The sequence below is a fragment of the Microbulbifer epialgicus genome, assembly GCF_041447265.1.
GTDB classification, from domain to species: Bacteria; Pseudomonadota; Gammaproteobacteria; order Pseudomonadales; family Cellvibrionaceae; genus Microbulbifer; species Microbulbifer epialgicus.
Map to the genome: position 1 here is coordinate 1 of NZ_JBGMEK010000056.1, position 20752 is coordinate 20752.

The window sequence follows — 20752 nt, forward strand, 5'->3', positions numbered from 1 at the left end:
TCGAACCTAGGTGTAACATGAGCCACCTCACTCGTAACAGGCAAAGCCAGTCACTCATGACCACGTCCGTAGGACGTGGGTTTCTACGTTAAACTAAAAAGGGGAAAGGAAAGAATACACTGCGCTCGGGACCGTATGAAGCATGGATGCCGATTACGAGCTTACAGGGATGTATTCACAGCGCGTCTCGAGTGCAGTGTATTCTTTCTGCCCCAGTAGTAATTGGGCCTATATACGCTCCCGGTATGCGTCGATGTGATGAAATTGCTGAGCAATAAATTATGCTCTTTTTCATTTTTACAGAGAGCTTGAACTATTTACTTACAGTTTACAGCCGTTAAACATCAATGTAATGGTCAATATACTGTAAAACCATAGGGGTATGATTGAATATGATTTCATATTCTGCGACTAAATTGGCGAACATGATTCGTAATAAGGAGTGCTCTTGTGTCGAATTGACGAGGGCCTATATTGAACAAATCGAAAAAGTTAATCCTTACATCAATGCTGTTGTTCAGTTTAACCCTCAACGCGCACTGACAGAGGCCAAAAAGAAAGATCAACAGCTGGCGAATGGTGAAAAGTTAGGTCCTTTGCATGGCCTCCCCTTTACCTTAAAAGATGTTTATGCAACTGAGGGCGATATTGTCACCGCAGGTTGTTTGGGATTAAAGGATCATATAACCAATTATGACTCTACAATTGCCAAGCGCCTAAAAAATGCCGGAGCAATACTGTTGGGAAAAACCAACACACCGGAAATGGAAAATTCGCCAGATACAGACAATCTGGTGTATGGCCAAACCTTAAACCCTTATGATCTGAACCGAGGTGCTGGTGGCAGCAGTGGTGGTGCTGCTGCAATTGTCTCGGCTTGCGGCAGTGCCTTTGATGTTGGTGCCGATGTCGGCGGTAGTGTCCGAGTGCCAGCTCATTATTGCGGACTCTGTGGTGTAAAAACAACGCCACGGGTTATTCCGTCTACCGGAGTAGTTTATCCCAGTGGTCTCCGCACCGGGATAATGGGCTTGATACTCACTGAGGGACCAATTTGTCGTTTTGTGGAAGATGCCTCGCTATTGCTCTCAGTTTTAGAGGGCCCAGATGGCCGGGACTCAGCTGTGATACCCAGACCGATCAGCCTAGCCAGTGCCAGGAAAGCTGAAGACCTAAAAATTGCCTATGTCTTTGATGAGGTTGGCCCACCAATTTCCAGCGAAACCCGGCAAGCAATTCAAGACGTAGCAAATGCTTTATCAGGACGCCATTGCACCGTTAACCATGATTGGCCGCCTCGCCTTGGAGAAGGATTCGAATTTTTCCATAAAACTTTGGGCGCCTGTGCCTATACAGAATTTCGATCAGGACTGAAAAGTCTAAATGTCAAAAGAATTTCACCGTTAATGCAAAAAATACTCAACTATTTTAAACCCTACTCTTGCGACTTGAATCAGTTTTTGGCTGTATGGCATGAATGGGACTTATTTCGCAGTGATATTCTCAGGTTCTTTGATCATTATGATGCTTTAATTTGCCCGGTCACACCCCAGGAAGCTATTTCCGCTGATAAAACAATGATGGACCCAGGTATGGTGATCAACGCCAGTTACGCTTGGGGAGTAAGTACGCTGTTATTACCTATAGTGACAGTGCGAGCTGGCACAGCAAAATCAGGCCTGCCTATCGGCGTACAGATTATTACCAAGCAATTTTATGAAGGTATTGGCTTACAAATTGCCACTTATATTGAGCAAGCTTTAGGCGGTTGGATAAAGCCGCCGTCCCCCTGTAATGTATAGGAGCAAGAGGAACGTTTTAGCATTTACTGTATTTTATAGCAGACAAGATACTACTGGGTCAGAAGGAAAGAATACACTGCTCTCGAGGCGCACTGTGAATATATCCCTGTGAGCTCGTAATCGGCATCCATGCCTCATACGGTCTCGAGTGCAGTGTATTCTTTCCTTCCCCCCTTTTTGTACATATCGATATTTACCCAAGCATTATTTTACAAGTTATGCTCTTTTATACATGACGAATAATTATTCTCCTGTCAAAAATAAAGTTTATGCCAAAGTAATATCCACCTATAGCGCCAAGTCTTATTAGAAAAGATTTATAGCTTGGGTATTCAAAGGGTCAGGTATCTGGTAGCAGTTGTACTCTAGAGTGTCTATCAATTCCACCAAGCCCTGTGATTTATCCACCCTATTGACACACTTTCTTCCTAGAAAATAAGCACTTTCAGCCTATAGATAAAGGCCAACTTATGAATACACTTACTTCCGAAGTTGACTCGCATTTGAATATAAGAAGTTTCAACTGTTCAAAATGGTTTTAGATGTCCCTCAATTTATCTACAGTGACGGTTCAGACTTCATAGCTTTTAGGCAACAAATATGAAATCCACGACTATTCACCAAGAGAAAGAACCTTAATGTCTTGGTCGCCAAATACAGCTCTCCTTATCCAACAAAATTGTTGGATATGACGTAATAGGTCCCAGCCATTAGTGCGACCAGTTAGAAATTTTTTTCAAGCAGCAGTATAAATATAACGCAGGGAATATTTTGGTGAAGCTTTTAAACCAGATCGCGACAATCACATTAGTCTTTTTAAGCGGCAACACACTGGCGAACAATAATGTGACAATACAGATCCAGGTTGGCGCCAATAATATGGCCGACGCAGATCAAACAGATCCAACCACTCACAATAACCTAATCAGCCAAACACAATTTGGTGTTTCCAATAATTCAGAAGCCTTTCAGACCACAAGCACCAATAACAGTGTGGCAACCCACCTACAAGCTGGCGAGGCAAATATTGCAAGATCATTTCAGCAACAGAATACAACTTTAAGCTGGGTTTCTATAAGCCAGCAGGGGCAGGCAAATCAAGTGTTTGCCGTACAAGATGATACCAGTCTTACTGCTGCCACTCTCAATCAGGCAGGTTTAATGAATATGGCCGAAATCTTTCAAACCTCATCGACAACCAGTAGTGCCTTATCCAATCAGTTAGGCTCTATAAATATCAGCCGCATTGATCAAGTCACAACCATGGCAACTAGTGCTTGGATCCATCAAGTCGGCGATATGAATCAAGCGGGCATCGGCCAACAAGCTGGAACCACTGCAAGTAGGGCTTGGGCCGGCCAAATAGGTTCCAGCAATTTTTTGAGTATCGGTCAAAACTCAACAACAGCAAGTAGTGCTTGGGTCAGTCAAGTAGGGAAGATGAACAGTGGGGGCATCGGACAAACCTTAACTACAGAAAACAATGCATGGCTCAATCAAATAGGCGCTATGAATAACGGAAGTATCGTACAAAGTTTTGCGACAGTGGACAGTGCCTGGTTCAATCAAATGGGCAGTTTGAATGGCGGGAGCATCACACAAAATTTTTCTACAGCAAGTAGCGCTTTATCCAGCCAAGTAGGCTCTCGGAATCTCAGTATGATCACTCAAATGTCAACGACGGCAAGCAGCGCTTTACTCAATCAAGTGGGCTCCGTGAATGGAGGCAACATTAATCAAGCTACAACTACAGCAAGTAGTGCTTGGTTCAATCAAGTAGGTGATATGAATGGGGGCAATATCTTTCAAGCTACAACTACAGCAAGTAGCACTTGGATCAATCAAATAGGCTCTATGAATAGCAATGGAATCGGCCAAATTACAACTATAGCAAGTTACGCCTTCTCCAATCAGCTAGGCGCAATGAATGAAAGCACGATTGTCCAATTGAATACCGATTTCAGCCTTGCAACTGTTAATCAAATCGGTGAATTGAATGATGTCGATATCACTCAAGAGAATGGAACTACCCTGAGTCTTGCCACAGCCAGCCAGGCTGGTGCTATGAACTTGACGGAGATTATTCAGAGCGGGGCTTCATTCAGTGCAGCGGCAACCTTCCAGTTAGGTAGTAATAATGTCCATACCACTAACCAAACTGGAACCGGCCAGATCGCTGTTGCCGTGCAGATTGGCAACGGAAATATGGGAGCTATTATGCAATAGCAAACTAAGAACAAAAGCGTATGGGAGTGAAGTTTTCAGTGTTTACTATTAAGTAGCCTCTTACTAAACAGGGGGAAAGAATAAACTGCACTCGGGACCGTATGAGGCATGGATGCCGATTACGAGCTAACAGGAATGTATTCACAGCGCGTCTCGAGTGCAGTGTATTCTTTCCTTCTGACCCAGTGGTAATAACTCCTAGGAACCATAATTACATCGATCATACCCAAGGTAAAAATATTGATACAGGAATGTAAATCATAGGTAAAGGAATTACTCATGAAAAAATTGACCCCACCAGCCGCGGCCATATTAGTCGCATTAAGCAATAGTACCTTCGCAGATAATAATACGGCAATACAAATTCAGGTTGGGGCCAATAATATGGCCGATGCGGATCAAACAGACCCGACCATAAATAACAATCTCATCACACAAGCGCAATTCGGAGTGTCCAATCACTCAGATGCCATTCAGACGACGAATACGAATAACAGTTTGACGACTCAGCTACAGCGTGGACAATTAAATGTTACGGGCACGGCGCAGCAGAATGATACTTCTTTGAGTCGTATTTCCATAAACCAGCTGGGTGAAGCAAATCAGGCATTTTCGACACAAGTTAACACTACCCTTGGGTCAGCCACTATAAATCAAATAGGACTTATGAATGGAGTGGTTACCAACCAAAGTGCAACCACTGGTGGCGGTATTTTGGTCAACCAAACAGGCTCTATGAATGGGGGTAATAGCGGTCAAGTTGTTGCAACAGCTAGTAGTATTTTACTCAATCAAATTGGCTCTATGAATTCTGGTCAAATTGCTCAAACTGGAACCACATTGGCAAGTGCTACTATCAATCAACAGGGTTATATGAATCGGGGACTTATCGGTCAAAATTTTACCACAGCAACTGATGCTTTGATCAGCCAAAGTGGTTCAATAAATATTGCAGATACCTTTCAAAATCTGACTACCGAAAGCAGTTTATCGGCCAATCAAATAGGCTCAATGAACTTTGTCGAAGTCGATCAAAACATGACGGTATCCAGTAGCATCTTTTCCAGCCAGGCTGGTTCAATGAATTCTATTGGTATTGATCAAGGGAACACTGCTTTCAGTCTCGCCATAGGCAATCAGTCTGGCGTAATGAATGGTGCCAATATCAGCCAAGAAAACGGAACCAGCTTAAGTATTGCCACCGTTAATCAGACGGGCTTTATGAATTCGGGTGGCATCGGGCAGTCTGCTGTCACCGCAAGCAGTGCTTTGATTAATCAGGCTGGTGCTATGAATGGAGTGGGTATTGGTCAACTTAATGGTGTCAGCACAACGAGTGCTTCGGCCAATCAAATAGGCTCAAACAATAGTGCGGGTATTGGCCAACAGGATGATGTCACTGCAAGCAGAGCTTCATTTAATCAAATAGGCACAATGAATTCCTTAGGGCTTGGTCAATTGGATGGTGTCACAGCTACTAGTGCTTCAATCAATCAAGTAGGCTTTATGAACTCTGTAGGTATCGGTCAACAGGGTAGTGTCACTGCAAGCAGAGCCTTAGTTAATCAGCTAGGTTCTATGAATGGCGGTAGTATTGCTCAACTTAACGATGTCTCAGCAAGTAATGCTCAAATTAACCAAGTAGGCACACTGAATACAGGGGGTATTGGTCAAGTTACAACCACAGCAAGTAGTGTTCTAGCTAACCAAATAGGCACCATGAACTTCGCAAGCATAGTTCAAAATGCGACAGTATCCACCAGTGCTTTATCCAATCAAATAGGCTCGACGAATACTAGCCTTATTGAACAATCAGACACCGATTTCAGTCTCGCGGTAGTTAATCAAGCTGGTGCAATGAATGACGCCGATATCCAACAAGAGAACGGAACCACCTTAAGTATCGCCGCTATCAATCAGACCGGCATCGTAAATATGGCCATTATTACCCAAATCGGAGCCACTCTCAGTGCGGCTGCCACGTTACAGATAGGAAGCAATAACAGCCACACAACTACCCAAACCGGATTTGGAAAAACTGCGATTGCTTTACAGATAGGTAATGGCAATATGGGTACTATTATGCAGTAGCATAACTGGATATTTAATCCTAATTAGCAGCCTTCAGAGAGTTCACTTTTAGGTAGGATGACTACCTAACCCCTCTACCCCTTGTCGGCTGCAAGTTATTATTAATCTGGCAATTAACTACTAGCGCAAATACGTGTCCCTACTGCTACTAAAGGAAATAATACACTGCACTCGAGACTCGCTGTGAATACATCCCTGTAAGCTCGTAATCGGCATCCATGCCTCATACGGTCCCTAGCGCAGTGTATTCTAACCTTCTGATCCAGTAGTATTTCACGGGCTATAGCTTACCTATGGGCGATGAAGGCGTTCCAAATTGACTCGTTAGTCCATGGATTTTTCAAACTTATAATTTTTTATTTTAATTTTCACAAATACACATACAGGAAGGAACATACTCCATAAAACCTTGTTAGCTCACCAGTAATTTTAGTTCCTGACTTTTCCAAAAATCTTATTTCGAAAAAACTTTTTGGTAAGTAACCAGAGCAAAAGGCCGCTGCAGCGCAGTGTCAGATTATTTTAAAAAAGGCAGTGTAAATTGCATACCAACCAACATAGAAATTGATCACCATGGATTTCCGCCGCCAGACTGTTACACAGTATAAGCTGTGCTAATGATGAGTAACTTCTGTTTAAAAATGGGATTGAGGCTAAGCTCAACCTATTCGTTAATTTCCTGTTATTCCAATCAAACCCCAATATCGGACTTACTAGAAGCTGATTGGATATGTCATGGGAGCCTTGCTCCCAAAGGGTTAGAATCAAGCAATGATAATGTAAATGAAGGAAATATGCCGTGAAGAAATTATTTCTGCCTCTGGCTATCTGCGCCTCACTGTTTACCAGCCAGGCAATGGCTGCTGAAACTGATCCCCAGCAGTTGCTTAAAAATACCGAATCCAAAGTTATAGAGTGGCGTCGCCACCTGCACCAAAATCCCGAGCTGGGCAACCGCGAATTTGAAACGGCTAAATACATCGAGAAGCATCTCCGCGCTTTAGGGCTAGAAGTAGAAACGGGAATCGCACATACGGGATTGGTCGGACTATTAAGAGGAGCTAAGCCTGGTCCAACGGTGGCACTTCGGGCAGATATGGACGCCCTACCAGTTACCGAAAAAACCGATGTCCCCTTCGCCTCTAAGGTCAGAACCACTTACCAGGGCAAGGAGGTCGGTGTAATGCATGCCTGCGGCCACGATACTCATGTGGCCATGTTAATGGGCGCCGCCGAAGTACTTGCGAACCTCCGTGATGAATTGACCGGTAATGTACTGTTTATTTTCCAGCCCGCCGAAGAGGGAGCCCCAGAAGGTGAAGAAGGCGGAGCGGAGTTGATGCTCAAGGAGGGACTTTTCAAAAAATATAAACCAAATGTAGTGCTTGGCCAACACGTTACGTCCTCGCTACCCGTTGGTGTAGTGGGCTATCGCTCAGGGCCAATGATGGCTGCGGCCGATGAATTCCGCATCACCATTCATGGGCGCCAGACTCATGGCTCCCGTCCTTGGGGTGGGGTAGACCCAATTGTTGCTGCCGCTCAGGTGGTCATGGGCACCCAGGCCATCGTCAGCCGGCAGATAGATATCACAAAGGAACCGGCGGTTATTTCCTATGGCAGAATTGATGGCGGCGTGCGCAATAATATTATTCCGGATAGCGTTTACTTAAATGGCACCATCCGTAACTTTGATATGGATAACCGCACGGAAATTTTCAAACGTTTAAAAACCACCGCTCAGTTGATTGCCGAAAGCTCCGGAGCCAGTGCCGATGTGGAAATTCTGGAAGGCTACCCGGTTACTATCAATAATGCCGAACTGACTGAAATGGCCCTGCCGATTCTGAGATCCGTAGTGGGGGACAAGCGTGTTGTTGAAGTGCCCAAAGTCACCGGTGCAGAAGACTTTTCCTACTTTGCCAATGAAGTGCCTGGGTTCTTCTATTTCCTGGGCGTAACTCCAGAGGGACAAGATCCAAGCAAAGCGCCCAGTAACCACTCTCCGCTCTTTTATGTGGATGAAAGTGCATTACGCAAAGGGACTGAGATTTTGACATTGCTGACCCTGGACTATATGGCCAACTATAAAGAGTAGTAATTGAAAGCGAGTCTCATTTGAGACTCGCTTTCTTCTAAGTTTAAATTACTCAACAGTAATTGTTACGTTATGGGTGCTGCTGGCACCGTATTCAGGTCTGTAATAGCAACCGCTTCTGTTTTGACCCGGTTTAGTAAATCTCTGCATGCTGAAACTGCACTTCACTTACCACCTCGCCAGAGAACAATAAGACCACAGAAGGAAGGGGAAAAAATATGATCAATTATGGATAGAAAATGGAAATACTGTGGGGCATTTAGACGTAGGCCGTTTATTTCGAAATAGAGTGCAGACACTGGTACTAGAAACAGGCTGCTGCATCTATTTTTTATAATCTGCACCCTCATTGAAAAACACTTGTGAAAAGATTTCTCAAAAACTTACCTAATTACCACCTATGCTAAACCAATTTTCAGCAACCTTTCCAGCATTGGTGGTGTGCGGAGTGAGACAAAAATAAATCGGGGAATGATCGCGGACAAATCAAATCGTCGATTAAACCGATATTGAAATTCAGCCAAATATTGTACGAGAAGTCACCGACGTTTGACGTGGACGCCGATTGCACTGTTTGAGCTTGTGATAAAACAGATCGCAATGCTTGTCGTGTCCGCAGTGAGGACAACAGAAGCCGTTTGGCTAACGCCATTGGCAGAGCGCGTTGAAGCACTGCTCTTCACTTCCGTATTTTTTAAGGAATTGGGTCAAATTAATGCCCTTCTGAAACTGCACCTTGTTGCGAGCCATGGTGGATTTCCTTGTAGAACAAACAAATAACTGTATCTATATAGTTATCTGTGACTTAACAAGAGTGGTAATTAGCAAAGCTTAAGGTAGCTTATTGCTTCGATAATTAAAAAGCGGCAAATGCCGCTTTTTAAATTTGGTTTTAGACGCTTTCCGCATGGCCCCTGGCAGGGCGACGACGGGGAGCCCGCTGAGGTCGTTGCGAGTCAGTGCGAGCGGCACTGTCTCCTCGCCCACGCCCTCCTCCATTGCCTTTTGTGCGTACCCCAGAGTTTCCGCGGTTGTCGCCACGGCTACGGGAACCGCTTTTAACCCGACTCTCGCCGTTACTCCGCCCGTTTTCACGATTGTCGGTGCGATTGTCCCGGCTATTGCGACCGCCGCGATCGCCATTACCACGGGCCACTTCTGTTCGCTTCTGGCCATTGGTGCGGCTTTTTTGTCCTCCGCCGCGCTTTGGGTTGCCGGAAGCGGGCAGTTGGTGATCAGGCTCAAAGTCCTCGACCTCTTCACGGGGAATCGGCTTACCAATCAGGCGCTCGATATCGCGCAGTTGCTTGATTTCATCCGCACTGACCAAGGATACCGCCTGGCCTCGCGCACCAGCACGACCTGTACGGCCAATACGGTGCACATAATCTTCGGGAACATTGGGCAGATCGAAGTTGACCACCTGGGGCAGCTGATCAATGTCGATTCCACGCGCGGCAATATCTGTGGCGACCAGGATCTGCACCTTCCCCATCTTAAAGTCCGCCAGGGCGCGGGTGCGTGCGTTTTGGCTCTTGTTACCGTGAATTGCCACGGCGCGAATATTATCGCCTTCCAACTGCTTTACCAGGCGATTGGCCCCATGCTTGGTTCGGCTGAACACCAAAGCCTGGTGCCAGTTGTTCTCGCGTATCAAATGACTCAACAGTTTAGTTTTTCGTGCCTTATCCACAGGGTGCAGCTTCTGGCGTACTGTTTCGGTGGTGGAATTACGTGGACTGATGTCAATTTCCAGCGGGTTTTTCACCAGCCCCTTCGCCAACTGGCGGATGTCCGGCGAAAAAGTTGCCGAGAACAACAGGTTCTGACGCTGGGAAGGCAGTATTCTCAAGACCCGCTTGATGTCATGGATAAAGCCCATGTCGAGCATGCGGTCGGCTTCATCCAGTACCAAAGCCTCCAAGCGGTCGAAACGGATAGCACCTTGACCATAAAGGTCCAACAGGCGCCCTGGTGTGGCCACTAGAATATCGGCGCCGCCGCGCAGGCGTGAGATCTGCGGATTGATCTTAACTCCACCAAACACTACCGCATGGCGCATAGGTAGATACTTACTATAGCTCTGCACGTTATCAAATACCTGTGCAGCCAGCTCCCGTGTGGGGGTCAGCACCAGGGCACGAACATGGCCCTTACGGGCGCGCTCACCAGCACTCAGGCGATGCAACAGTGGCAGAGTGAAGCCCGCAGTCTTGCCGGTGCCGGTCTGGGCCGCCGCCATGATATCACTACCTTTCATCACCGCCGGGATGGCCTGCGCCTGAATGGGCGTGGGTGCACTGTATCCTTGTTCCGAGACCGCGCGGGCAATATCCTGGGCGAGACCCAGATCATCAAACAACATAAATAACCTCGAACTGCGCTACGAGCGCAATCAAATACGTTCGCACTATTAATGTGCAAAAAAAGAAATCGGAGTTGGCATTCCAAGCGAGTCGGCGCTCGATGCATACAGCCGTCTATTCACCGATAATAATCGGTGCGCGGCATTCAGTAGAAGTTTCCGGGAAGAATTTGAGAAATGTTCCAGGGGGGATACCGGTAGATTGCCGGCCTACAAATGACGCAGCTGAGAAATCACAGCAGCTGCACTATACCATAAATGAACTGACTGTATAGTTCTAGCGGATAACACCACTGACTTATAGCCTTATACAAAGCCGATGTAAGGAATTGCCTCAACGCGACCGTAACATAGTTTTGCGTTCGCAACGCGAGCGTCTATCTTTTTGATATCCAACCTCCGTTGCGAACTTAAGACAAAGCTGCCAAGTGCAGCAGGGATATACACAGTCATGACACATAACAGCAAAGTCAGTGCTGCGCATCAGATAGAAATGATTACGCTCGGCAACGGGCGCAAGGTATCCATACGCCCAATTTGTCGTAGTGACGGCCAACTGGAGAAGGAGCTAATTGAAGACTTGTCTCCCAAGACCCGCCGCGACCGCTTTCTGGGCGGTAACTGTAAGGCCAGCGAAAAACTCATTGAGCTGCTCACTGACAATGATCACCAGATCCATGAGGCTTTTATTGCCTTGTGTAGTAGCGACCGTGCGCAAAGAGCTGTTGCCACAGCGCACTACGCTGTAGATCCAGATGGACGAGCTTGTGAATGCGCAGTAGTTGTCAGTGATGATTGGCAGGGGCTGGGCCTGGGGCGCATTATGCTAAAACGCCTTATTGGCTGCGCCCGCGAACAAGGCCTGGAGCGTATCTACTCTATTGAGTCTGCCGAAAACAAGCGCGTGCAGACTTTCGCCAGGTCTATGGGCTTTATATGTAAAGCAGATTCACGGGATTATACCTTGTTAACTTACACATTAAACTTATACCCAAACCTGCACACTAGCGGCCATGATTCTGCCACTAAGGATAGCCGGATTAATCTAAGCTAACCCTTTAAGTTTAACTCACGACGGGCTGCCAGATTAAATTCTCGGGAGCCCCCTGCGACTTTTATTGACTTGGAAAACCAATCAGTAAATGAATTAATACAGCGCAAAAGATGTGATGCCGCTGGTCATAGGCCTGCGTAAGTCTGTGAAATACCAGCAGGTTCGCGTATCTACCAGCATTTCATTGCACCCAGGACAACTGCCAGAATAAGCACTGGAGACTGACTAGCATTAGTTACTTAGGCCAGATGTTACCCTCAGTTGGCCGTTCTTTTCCAGATGATCAACTGATGCACTTTAGAGTTGAATGCAGGTCCTCTATTTCATACACATGACTTGTATCAGGCCAAAACCCGAAAAATCTTGACTTTCCGGTCACCAAGAGTTTCAAGTAATTAATCGAGCTTCCAATTTTAGAGACTAAACATAAGGCAGATTTTGATTTAAGGTACCTAAAGACGAACAATCAGAAAAATATCTATGAAACTCAAAGCATTACTATGCTGTATTACCTTTTTAGTCATGCTGACATCAGCCTGTTCCTCTAATATTGCCTATTTCATAGAAAGCTCTAAAAGCTTTCCTTATGACCACATTGTGGAAACGCACCGCATTAAGGAGCTGGGTTTCCAAAAAGATAGCTATTGCTCAAGGTCATCAGGGATTTGCATAAGTTACTTATATGCGAAACCAATAGAGGCAAAGAAGCTTCGGTATTCCATCGAGCTCGAAGCGGAAGGCAGTGACAGCATAGTTGAGCTTGAGATCCACAGAAACTCACTGGATAGCATGCATACAGGAACAGTAATCTTGTTGCATGGATTCAATATGTCCAAAGAGCTTATGATTCACTCTGCGCTGTATTTCCGCTTTCTTGGATATGATGTAGTGATCCCCGATCTCCTTGGTCATGGAGAGTCAGGAGGCGAAAAGAAATATGGCGTTGGGGATAGCGTAGCAATTAACGAACTCCTTGATGAATTAATCAAGAAAAAATCCATAAACGATGGAAATATTTTTCTGCTAGGAAATTCTATGGGTGGACTAGCCGCCGCATATGTCAACGCCTCAAGAGAAGATATTAGCGGGCTTATTTTACAGGCTCCAATGCTCCCTTTTGATCAAGCTGCCAACAATTATATCAAAGCAGGTTATCCACTATTAAGTCGGTTTATTTCTACCAGTCAAATTCGTGAAGGAGCATTGACAGCCTTAGATAACGCCAATATCAGTGTTGATAAAACTCAGATTAAGCCCATTTTGTACAACACCAAAATCCCTGTTCTTTTATTTTCCTCACCAGCGGATTCTGTAGCCCCTTACAGATATTACAAAGATTTAGCGAAAGACAATATTTCAGTAATTCCTGTTCCAGACAGAAACCACCCCAGCATGGCGGTAATTGGTAACGCTGAGCATGAAATGCTCATAAATTGGTTCAATGATAATAGGTAATGGCTTTCCTATAACTGGAATGGAAGTAAAGAATACACTTTTCCTTCAGCATGCTCGTAATCGGCATCCATGCCTTATTAGGCCCAACATAAAGTGTATTCTTCCCCTTCGGGTTTTTAATAAAAGTTGAGTATACAGACTCCTTTAGTGCCATTAAACTTTCGAAGGACTATGGCAGAGCTGACTCCGGAGTTGTATATTATAATTGATCAAAAAACGTTTCACAGGCCAGAGGCCCACTGAACTCCAACAAAGCTTGTGGCATAGTAATTGTTTCAATCAAGGTTCCTTTTTTATAGAGTGAAAAATCCACCTTAGCCTGCATAGATTTCATATATTTCTGCCCTTTACCAAAAATCACATCCGAAGGAAAGCTTTGAGAATAAAAACTGTCCGGATCCGCCGTTGCCTCAACAACTAACTTATAGTTAATTTTGCTAAACTCAATCTTTGCATACCCTTCGCAAGCATCAGACTCGCGCCTAACAGACAAGCCATTAAAGGCGGGATAGAAAATCATATCATGCGCCCCGGAAATATAGCGACCTATCCACATTTCGATATTAGTATCACTAACTTTTCCTCCAGTAAGCATAAAATACAATTCATCAGATAAACCCATCGTATAAACAATGCCTGAGCTCGATTCATCATCGAACCAGCCTTTATCCAATTGAGCGAATCCTCCACCCATTAATGCAATATTCCCATCCGAAAAACTGTAATGAATAGGTGTGCCCATCGTGTAAACAAACCACTCAGGCCCAAAATTGATAATTTCTTTTAGAATCCCCAGCGGGGATCTACCTGGATTATTGCCGTGCCAATAATAATGATGCTCACCAGTCCAACGCATAGTGAAATCAAAAAAATCATAATTAATATCTATATGATTTTTATCAGCAACAATTAAACCTGGAACCTCATAGTAAAATTCACCTGGATTGTCCGGATTATCCAAAATAATCTCATCATGGAATATATCATGCTTAACAATTGGCCCATCTAATGGAGAGAAAGCCAAGTGTATATAGGCTTTTGGCTCTGGAACCTCAAAATCAGGGGATATATATGTCTGAAGACTTACCTTAAAATACCCTACATCAGGCACGGCAATGTTATAAAACCACTGCTCTGCCCAGGTTTTATCTGAAGTGGGATCATGAGCACGCAAGTCATCAAGTGTTGTTGCGTGTACCCCGCCACCTAAAAAAAACAATAGAAAAGAAAACAGCAAATACCCAGTTTTAAATAAGCAATGCATAACACCCTTCCTATAAGAAGATAATTGTATATTGAGTCAAAATAACTGGCCTACGCCAGCCCAGACATATTTAACACATCCAAAAGCTGCCAACAAAGTAACGAATTACCCTACCGCTAAAAAGTAACAGGAATAAGAGTAAATATTAACATCCGGACCAATCTTACATTAGAAATCTAGAACCAGCTTACAGCGGGTATAAGCATAACAGCATTCATATGCTACTTGTGTTTTCATTAGTCATACATATATAAAATGAGAGCATTTCCACAACAAAAATCAAATATTTTTTATAAACAAATAATTTGTCATATCAAAAATACATCCATTGAAATATGATGTTCATCTTAAAAAGGCAGTTCTGATCAATCAGGAGCCATATCGGCTGAGTAACGGATATATGAGGCGGATAATTTCTCTTTTCTTTCCAAAATATACCTAAAATGAGTACACCTAACTTCCTGCCTGACACATGCATAAAATGGATAAATCTATACCCACCCAGCTGCCTCTATATATTGACGGCCAATGGATACAGTCTGACAGTAAAGAGTGGCTAGATGTCACCAATCCGGCCACCGGTGAGACTCTCACGCGAGCACCCTATACTACCCCCGAAGAACTGCGTAATGCAGTAATTTCCGCCAAAAAAGCGTTCAGTGAATGGAAAAATACGCCAATCCCCACAAGAGCACGTATCATGCTCAAATACCAGGCCTTATTGAAGGAACATCAAGAGCCCCTGGCGAGAATACTTTGTGAGGAAACGGGTAAGACTTTTGAAGACGCTAAGGGAGATATTTGGCGGGGCATTGAAGTGGTCGAACATGCAGCAAATATTGCCACTCTGATGATGGGTGAAACCGTCGAAAATGTCGCCAGTGCGATAGACTGTTATTCTTACTTACAGCCGATTGGGGTGTGTGCCGGTATCACACCCTTTAATTTCCCCGCAATGATCCCCCTTTGGATGTTTCCCATGGCAATCGCCTGTGGCAACACTTTTATCCTTAAGCCATCGGAGCAGGATCCAATTACGCCTTGTAAGCTGGCTGAATTATTTGAAGAGGCCGGCGCACCAAAGGGTATATTACAAGTCGTTCACGGTGGCCGAAATCAGGTGGACTTGTTACTAGAAGACCCTGACATTAAGGCAATCTCTTTTGTTGGGTCTGTACCCGTGGGCCGCCACATCTATCAAACGGGCACCCAATACTTAAAGCGGGTGCAGGCCTTTGCCGGCGCCAAAAACCATATGGTAGTTATGCCTGATGCCAATAAAAATGCTGCTATTAACAATATCATTGGATCATCGGTTGGCGCGGCAGGTCAACGCTGTATGGCGATATCAGTCGCAGTATTGGTGGGCGAGGCTCAACAGTGGACACCTGAAATTCGCGATGTCATGGCCAAGGTAAAACCGGGCCACTGGAAGAACCAAGATTCGGATTACGGACCATTAATATCACCGGCGGCAAGAGAAAGAGTCCTTGGCTACATCGAGAAAGGTAAATCTGAGGGGGCTGATTGCTTGCTGGATGGCTCCAAATTTTCTGTAACGGATTTCCCCAATGGAAATTGGGTGGGCCCCACCCTGTTTGCCAATGTCACTGCAGATATGTCGATTTATACAGATGAAATTTTTGGTCCTGTCCTTTGTTTGGTAAATGTAGATTCACTAGATGATGCAATTCAATTGGTCAATACCAGTCCCTATGGCAATGGCACATCTATATTTACCGCCAGTGGTGCAGTGGCTCGGAAGTATCAACACGAAATTCTCGTCGGTCAGGTAGGAATCAATATTCCGATTCCTGTACCGTTACCATTTTTCAGTTTTACTGGCTGGCGAGCCTCCTTTTATGGAGATCAGCATGCTTATGGAAAACAAGCAGTACGTTTCTATACCGAGACGAAAACGGTAACCGCACGCTGGTTCGATTCTGATATTGAGCATGCGGAACATGCAAATATGACGATACATCTCAAATAATCACCCTTAGAATGGTCAATAGATATCCCGCCAAAGGTGTGCGCAATGGATAAGACAGTAGCTTTCTTTGGATTGGGACATATGGGTGCTCCCATGTCTTTCAACCTGGTTAAAGCGGGCTTTAGAGTCAAGGGCTTTGATCCAGTAGCAGACTTACTCGATCACGCCTGTTCACAAGGAGTGGAAAGATGCGTATCTCCGCAGGAGGCAGTGAAAGATGCTGAATTTGTCATCAGTATGCTGCCACACGATACAGCAGTAGAATCTCTTTATATTGATGAAGAGAGATTACTGGATGAAATCGAAAAGACTTCTTTAATCATTGAATGTTCCACAATTTCTGCCACCAGTTCAAAACGGCTGATCTCTGCGGCTAATGACAAAGGGCTTCAAGCCATTGAGGCGCCTGTATCTGGTGGGGTCACCGGAGCCGCAGCCGGTACACTGAGCTTTATGTGTGGTGGCGACGATTCAAGCGTAAAAAGGGCCAGAGTAATCCTTCAGCATATGGGGACTAATATTTTTTACGCCGGTACCGCCGGTGCCGGACAGACCGCCAAAATCTGTAATAACATGCTGCTGGCAGTTCATATGATCGGCACCGCTGAAGCGCTGCAACTAGGTGTGGATAATGGGCTAGATCCCAAAGTACTTACGGAAATCATAAGCAAGAGTTCCGGCTCCAACTGGTCCCTACAAAACTATAACCCTTATCCCGGAGTGATGGAAAATGTACCGGCAAGTAAGCATTATGCCGGGGGCTTTATGGTTAAATTAATGAGTAAAGATTTGGGATTGGCTCAACAAGCTGCCAATGCAAGTAGGAGCTATACGCCCCTCGGTTCATTGGCCCGTAATCTTTATGGGTTACATAGTTTGGCAGGAAATGAGGAATTGGACTTTTCCAGTATCCAACAATTATTTCAGGAGTCTTGCTAGAAAGTAGGATGGGGCCAATACCCTTCACTTGAGGCAGTATGAGGTATGGATACCGCCCACGAGCGTACAGGAATATATTCACAGTGCGCCGCGAGCGAGTGTATTTTTACTTCCGGTCTGGTAGTGATAATTGGGTTGAAACTAAAAGGCAAGATTCAGAAATCAGTGCAATTCCAGCCAACCTGCCTTAAATTAACTTTATCTGTGGCCCCTCAGAAATTGTGAAGCACCTTATTCGTGACCAGATCGTGAATCAACGCTCTTGTCGAGTAGGTGCTATTTGGAGTTCCCGTATGGTGACACTCTGTGGTTGTGAATACATAAACATAACTGCGTGGGCAATATCCTCAACATTGACTGCACCACCGATAGAATCTTTCCACTTCAAATAATCATCAACAAGCCCCTGTGATGTGGTATGGTTCACAAGGCCTGTTTCCACTGCGCCAGGGCTTATTGTCATAATTCGTACACCTTTGGGCGCCACTTCTTCACGAACAGTCTCAGCTATCGCCGCTACCGCATACTTAGTGCCACAATACGCAGCATGATTAATAAAGGTCTTCACGCCGGCCAGCGAACTGATGTTAATAATACTGCCGCGACCGCGATCTTTCATACCTCCAAGCACGGCTTGAATGCCATTCAGGGTTGCAAGCACATTGACATCAAACATCTGCTTCCATTCCACGGGTTCCTGATTAGCAATATCGCCTAATAGCATCATCCCAGCATTGTTGACCAAGCAATCCACCGGCCCGTATTGTTGTTCAGCCTCCTCAATTGCAGCTATCAGAGCGGATTTATCGGTAACATCTACTTTGCGACATAAGGTATTGGGCAAATTCAGAGCCTCCATCTTATCCAGGCGACGAGCCAACAATAGTAGTGGATGGCCCGCAGCCGACATCTCCTGAGCTATTGCAGCACCAATGCCAGAGCTGGCACCAGTAATTAAGACTAAAGGTTTGGTCATAGGGGATCTCTCTATATCAGGTAACCGTTCTATCGATCAGTACTTCTTCGATGGACCAAGTATAGAAAGTCCCACTATTATGATAATCCCGATTAATGTGAAATTACTGTTTGTTTTTTATGAACAATCTATCTTGGCGGGCTATACGCGCATTTATCAACGTTGCGGAGCATGGAAGCTTTACAGCTGCCGCTACTCAGAGTGGCTTTTCCAAAGCCAATTTAAGCCAACAAGTAACAGAGTTAGAATCTGACCTTGGAGTGCAGTTGCTCTACCGTACTACTCGCAAGCTCCGCCTTACTGAAGTTGGCGAGGGTTACTACCAACGCTGTAAACAGGCAATGCAACAACTCGATTCTGCAGCCGAATGGGCCACTCAATCCACAGAGGAGCTTAAGGGAAGCATTCGTATCAATGCAGTTGGCGGTGTAATTGGAGAAGAACTGATCGCTCCCATAGTGATCGATTTTCAAAAGCAGCACCCAGGGATACGCGTTGACTTGGATTTTTCCAGTGTACGTGTTGACTTGATTGAAGATAAATATGACTTGGTAATACGCATGGGAGACTTACGTGACTCAACCCTAATCGTGCGCCAGCTACACACAATAAAGACACGCTATGTTGCCAGCCCCAAGTTTCTGAAGGGATATCCACCGATTGCCAAGCCTGCAGACTTATCCAGCGTTCCGCTCATTTATGGCAGTATCGCCCAGTGGATACTCAGCAGAGGCAATACCCAGAAAGTCATCCAGGCTGAGCAGGGCATAAAGTTGGTCAGTGGCAGAGCAATGCGCCACGCGGCCCTAGCAGGGCTCGGTATAACTCGTCTGGCGGATATATATGTTCAAGCAGATATCAATAAAAATAACCTTGTTGAAGTGTTGCCAGGGTGGTCAGAATCAACTCAGCTATCCATGATTTGTCCCCCACTCCGTCATCAGTTAACGCGAGTGAGTAGTCTAATGGAATGGCTGAAAGCAAATTTTTCTAAATTATATCGACAATTATTGCTAAACGGACCTTATAGCAACTGAAATTTTATTGGGTACAAGCTCACCCATACCAACAACTCTGATAAAAAACAGTATTTTCAATACTATGAAATTGGACCCAGCCCAAAGCATATCTGACTGGGTTCAATTTTACTATTTAACTCGATTAACTAACAAATTAACGGGTTAGTGCAGCACAAGAATGTGCCGTCGTCGATCATAGCCCAGCGCAACCCCATGAAATAGGAATTTAGGTTTTTAGTCGACATCAAAAAATCGGACTTTACCATTATCTGTAGCACTGGAGGTAATGAATACTTGACTTCCACTTATCATACCTACAGAAAGGCATTGACCTTGGATGTTCACATATATCCCCGGTTCTCCTTCTGGAGCGATATTGTCAGACCATACACAGCCATTGGTGCTTAATATATAGATAAATCGTTCACCGTATAGATTTATTGTCGAACTGCCAGAAGAAAATACTTGAATTTTCTCTCCTTCAGAATAATTTGCACCCAACATATAAATTGAAGCATTTTCATAAGAGAAAAGCGATCTGGTTGGGGAGTTATTTGTACTAAACAGGGTAGAACTATCATACATATGGGCAATTGAGGCTTGCGTCCCATCTAAAACCACAAGACTGGAATCTCGACCGTTAATCGATACAATACTACCACCGAGCAAGTATAACTCCGACTTATTAAATATCTGAATAGAACTGGTAACCTGACCTCCACCCATTGTTACAACTGTGGTTTGCCCTGTAAGCCGCACCTCTTGTAAATAAGCTCCCTCCTCAATTACATACTCAACAGAAGGATAGTTTCCGGGAAGATCCAATATACAAGGCTTACTCTCATCATTTGGATCACAAACATAATCAATATATATAATATCTTGCCCAGGTGGCATTTGATCTGTTTTTTCTATAGAAAATAACTCTGCATTCTCTCTTAGATTCATATACTTAAAAAATGATGATTCAAGCTCAGGCGACATAGCGAGCATATTAGAAGAAATCAACATCCACGCCATGAAAGTACAAAGATTTAAAACAGATAAATATGACCTATTCATTATTTTTTCCTCGAGATTATAAAGTAAATATAATTACAATAAAAACTTAATGAAAAACCATCTACCAGACAGCACTTCCAGATTTAATTTAAACTAGGCAGCTCAGCCGTACCGTAGATATTTGAGAACCAAAAATCAATTCTCCAAGCGTCAAACCAAGATAGATTAAAACTATAAAAACATTATTTTTCTCTCATAATCTAATTCAACTCATCAATATACAAATAAATTCATAATAATTTAAAATCTAAAAGCACCTATTTGTTACAAATTCCCTGACTCAAACTCAACACCCTTAAATCTCATCCGCCGTTCATCATGCATGTATGAAGCTGTCATTTTTTATTAAACTCAAATCTAACTTACACAAGACTGATCATTTAATACCCTTGCCGCTGACACTCAAAA

The 20752-nt window shown here is 44.5% G+C and carries 13 protein-coding genes and 2 pseudogenes; 9 read left to right on the forward strand and 6 right to left on the reverse strand.

Annotated elements, in window-relative coordinates:
* Positions 1-392 precede the first annotated feature (392 nt).
* The 4 genes from ACCI49_RS18040 to ACCI49_RS18055 all read left to right on the forward strand — a co-directional run bounded on the left by ACCI49_RS18040 (position 393) and on the right by ACCI49_RS18055 (position 8217).
* Positions 393-1802, forward strand: coding sequence for an amidase (locus ACCI49_RS18040; RefSeq protein WP_371840547.1), 1410 nt, complete (start codon positions 393-395; stop codon positions 1800-1802).
* A gap of 774 nt (positions 1803-2576) precedes the next feature.
* The gene (locus ACCI49_RS18045) at positions 2577-4028 is read left to right on the forward strand and encodes a hypothetical protein (protein WP_371840549.1); all 1452 of its coding nucleotides are present in this window, start codon (positions 2577-2579) and stop codon (positions 4026-4028) included.
* Between the two features lie 279 nt (positions 4029-4307).
* Positions 4308-6119, forward strand: coding sequence for a beta strand repeat-containing protein (locus ACCI49_RS18050; RefSeq protein ID WP_371840550.1), 1812 nt, complete (start codon positions 4308-4310; stop codon positions 6117-6119).
* Between the two features lie 799 nt (positions 6120-6918).
* Positions 6919-8217, forward strand: a complete 1299-nt coding sequence (locus tag ACCI49_RS18055; protein WP_371840551.1) for an amidohydrolase — start codon at positions 6919-6921, stop codon at positions 8215-8217.
* Positions 8218-8615: 398 nt separating this feature from the next.
* On the opposite strand, the pseudogene ACCI49_RS18060 reads toward ACCI49_RS18055, so the two are convergent.
* From ACCI49_RS18060 to ACCI49_RS18070, 3 genes and pseudogenes are all read right to left on the reverse strand, one after another.
* Positions 8616-8747 (reverse strand): annotated as a pseudogene (locus tag ACCI49_RS18060) (IS1595 family transposase); the annotation flags it as partial.
* A pseudogene (locus ACCI49_RS18065) lies at positions 8743-8967 on the reverse strand (transposase family protein); the annotation flags it as partial. The pseudogenes ACCI49_RS18060 and ACCI49_RS18065, both read right to left, overlap by 5 nt.
* 142 nt (positions 8968-9109) lie before the next feature.
* On the reverse strand, positions 9110-10582 hold the full coding sequence (locus tag ACCI49_RS18070; protein WP_371840552.1) for a DEAD/DEAH box helicase: 1473 nt from the start codon (positions 10580-10582) through the stop codon (positions 9110-9112).
* A 451-nt stretch (positions 10583-11033) separates the two neighbouring features.
* Between ACCI49_RS18070 and ACCI49_RS18075 the strand changes: the two genes are divergently transcribed.
* Together ACCI49_RS18075 and ACCI49_RS18080 are read left to right on the forward strand one after the other, a co-directional pair.
* Positions 11034-11636 carry a GNAT family N-acetyltransferase gene (locus ACCI49_RS18075; RefSeq protein WP_371840553.1) on the forward strand — a complete coding sequence of 201 codons (603 nt, stop codon included), beginning with the start codon at positions 11034-11036 and terminating at the stop codon, positions 11634-11636.
* A 480-nt stretch (positions 11637-12116) separates the two neighbouring features.
* On the forward strand, positions 12117-13091 hold the full coding sequence (locus tag ACCI49_RS18080) for an alpha/beta hydrolase (protein ID WP_371840554.1): 975 nt from the start codon (positions 12117-12119) through the stop codon (positions 13089-13091).
* 199 nt (positions 13092-13290) lie between these two features.
* Here ACCI49_RS18080 and ACCI49_RS18085 read toward each other — a convergent pair whose 3' ends face one another.
* Positions 13291-14355 (reverse strand): hypothetical protein, encoded by a 1065-nt coding sequence (locus tag ACCI49_RS18085; RefSeq protein WP_371840555.1) that lies wholly within the window; start codon positions 14353-14355, stop codon positions 13291-13293.
* Between the two features lie 481 nt (positions 14356-14836).
* Here ACCI49_RS18085 and ACCI49_RS18090 point away from each other — a divergent pair, with 481 nt between their 5' ends.
* On the forward strand, positions 14837-16348 hold the full coding sequence (locus ACCI49_RS18090; protein WP_371840556.1) for a CoA-acylating methylmalonate-semialdehyde dehydrogenase: 1512 nt from the start codon (positions 14837-14839) through the stop codon (positions 16346-16348).
* Between the two features lie 45 nt (positions 16349-16393).
* Positions 16394-17287, forward strand: coding sequence for a 3-hydroxyisobutyrate dehydrogenase (gene mmsB, locus ACCI49_RS18095; RefSeq protein ID WP_371840557.1), 894 nt, complete (start codon positions 16394-16396; stop codon positions 17285-17287).
* A 253-nt stretch (positions 17288-17540) separates the two neighbouring features.
* Here the strand turns inward: mmsB and ACCI49_RS18100 are convergent, their stop codons facing one another.
* Positions 17541-18263: an SDR family oxidoreductase gene (locus ACCI49_RS18100; protein WP_371840558.1), complete on the reverse strand. Its 723-nt coding sequence runs from the start codon at positions 18261-18263 to the stop codon at positions 17541-17543.
* 119 nt (positions 18264-18382) lie between these two features.
* Between ACCI49_RS18100 and ACCI49_RS18105 the strand changes: the two genes are divergently transcribed.
* Positions 18383-19300 (forward strand): LysR family transcriptional regulator, encoded by a 918-nt coding sequence (locus ACCI49_RS18105; protein ID WP_371840560.1) that lies wholly within the window; start codon positions 18383-18385, stop codon positions 19298-19300.
* 216 nt (positions 19301-19516) lie between these two features.
* Here ACCI49_RS18105 and ACCI49_RS18110 read toward each other — a convergent pair whose 3' ends face one another.
* A complete protein-coding gene (locus ACCI49_RS18110) occupies positions 19517-20344 on the reverse strand; it encodes a hypothetical protein (RefSeq protein WP_371840561.1) in 828 nt (275 codons plus the stop codon).
* Positions 20345-20752: the final 408 nt, after the last annotated feature.